Here is a 1480-nt window from a genome sequence, read left to right as displayed (position 1 = left end):
CAAGATTAAAAATATCGGGATGACACGATTCGAACATGCGACCCCCTGGTCCCAAACCAGGTGCTCTACCAAGCTGAGCTACATCCCGATGCAAGGTAATACAGTTAAATGGAGCGGACGACGGGAATCGAACCCGCGACCCTCGCCTTGGCAAGGCGATGCTCTACCGCTGAGCCACGTCCGCAAAATTCTTGGTGCGCGTGGAGGGACTTGAACCCCCACGTCAAAGACGCTAGATCCTAAGTCTAGTGCGTCTGCCAATTCCGCCACACGCGCACATTACCGCAGGTTATTCACCTGACAGATTCGATCGATTCTAACGTGATTTGTTTGTTTCTTGTAATTCTTATCTCGTTAGCGACAAGAATGATCTTACCATAGTTAGTTACCACGAGTCAAGCATATTATAAAAAAAATAAAAAAAAGATATCAATATCGTTGTAATGCGTGCAATGATCTTTTGTTTTTTGGACGTTTACGAGCTAATCAAATCTTATCCAAACCGTGAAAAACAAACTTCAGCCAAAGGATCTGCTTTCATCGGTACAGTCCCCATGGAGAAGGGTTTTATAAGTCAGGTACATAACCTTTATTCCGGGAAATGAGCTCACAGTAAAAACCTAGAGGCTACGACCACAAGGCAAAAACATGAATGACCTAAACTTTATGTCTAAGGGCTTCCGAAGTACCCCATTTCACTGCTTATACTGTGTTAGAAGACAGCAGACATTATTGATCCTTGCGTCTCACAACGGGCCATTAGAGCCGTTTCAGGAGTGGTTGCATAGATAATTACCAGCCGGCAATGGGCAGACCAGCTCGCCCCAGCAAAAACTTCGAATTCGTACCCTTCATTATGCACATCACCTCTTCTTCTACGTGCCTTTGATCATGTTCTTGTAGATGCCTAATATGACGTGCGCTTGAAACCGCCTATACGGCCTTCTTGGATTCAGGGGGGTCTTAAGGTCCCTTTGTATTGGACAAGCCTCTAACAGGCGAAAAAATGGCCGTAATGGGGCTCTAACCTATGTATGCTGTATTATGTATGCTGTATAAATGATCAGAAAGTGCTCCGAGCAATTATCAATCCTAAGCTGCTGCAGGTCCTCCCTCTTTGGCGAACGAACCTTTCTTCGACGTCCAAATGTGAGCGTATTGAGATTTCCCTGTAATCGTCCAGAGTCATTACTAACGAGCATGAAAAAGTATATCCCTACCTAGTCCATTGCTCTCCCATCGATTCGACCCTTAGGATGTATTTACTACCGGATAAGAAGCATTACAGTAATTGCATCATTCATTAATGAGCTTTATTAATTATTTAATCGTGCTAACATTTTTCCCTCCATCGATACACGAGCTTCAATTACAGAGCTTAATAATGCAAGAACCCCCGTACCGGTTCATGTAATCCATGAGCAGTACGGGGGTTAAAATAAAAAAAGCACCTATTTTGCAATAGATTGCTTCCACTTGT

Annotated in this window: 3 tRNA genes; all 3 read right to left on the bottom strand. The window is 43.8% G+C overall.

Annotated elements, in window-relative coordinates:
* Positions 1–14: 14 nt before the first annotated feature.
* Positions 15–88: transfer RNA gene (locus PCH05_RS27025), tRNA-Pro, on the bottom strand.
* Positions 89–109: 21 nt separating this feature from the next.
* A tRNA-Gly gene (locus PCH05_RS27020) sits at positions 110–184 on the bottom strand.
* Between the two features lie 8 nt (positions 185–192).
* A tRNA-Leu gene (locus PCH05_RS27015) sits at positions 193–276 on the bottom strand.
* Between the last annotated feature and the right edge of the window lie 1204 nt (positions 277–1480).

It is taken from the genome of Paenibacillus chibensis (assembly GCF_004001045.1).
GTDB classification, from domain to species: Bacteria; Bacillota; Bacilli; order Paenibacillales; family Paenibacillaceae; genus Paenibacillus_AQ; species Paenibacillus_AQ chibensis.
The sequence above is the reverse complement of the archived record's forward strand: the minus strand, read 5'-3'. Positions and strand labels throughout refer to the sequence as shown.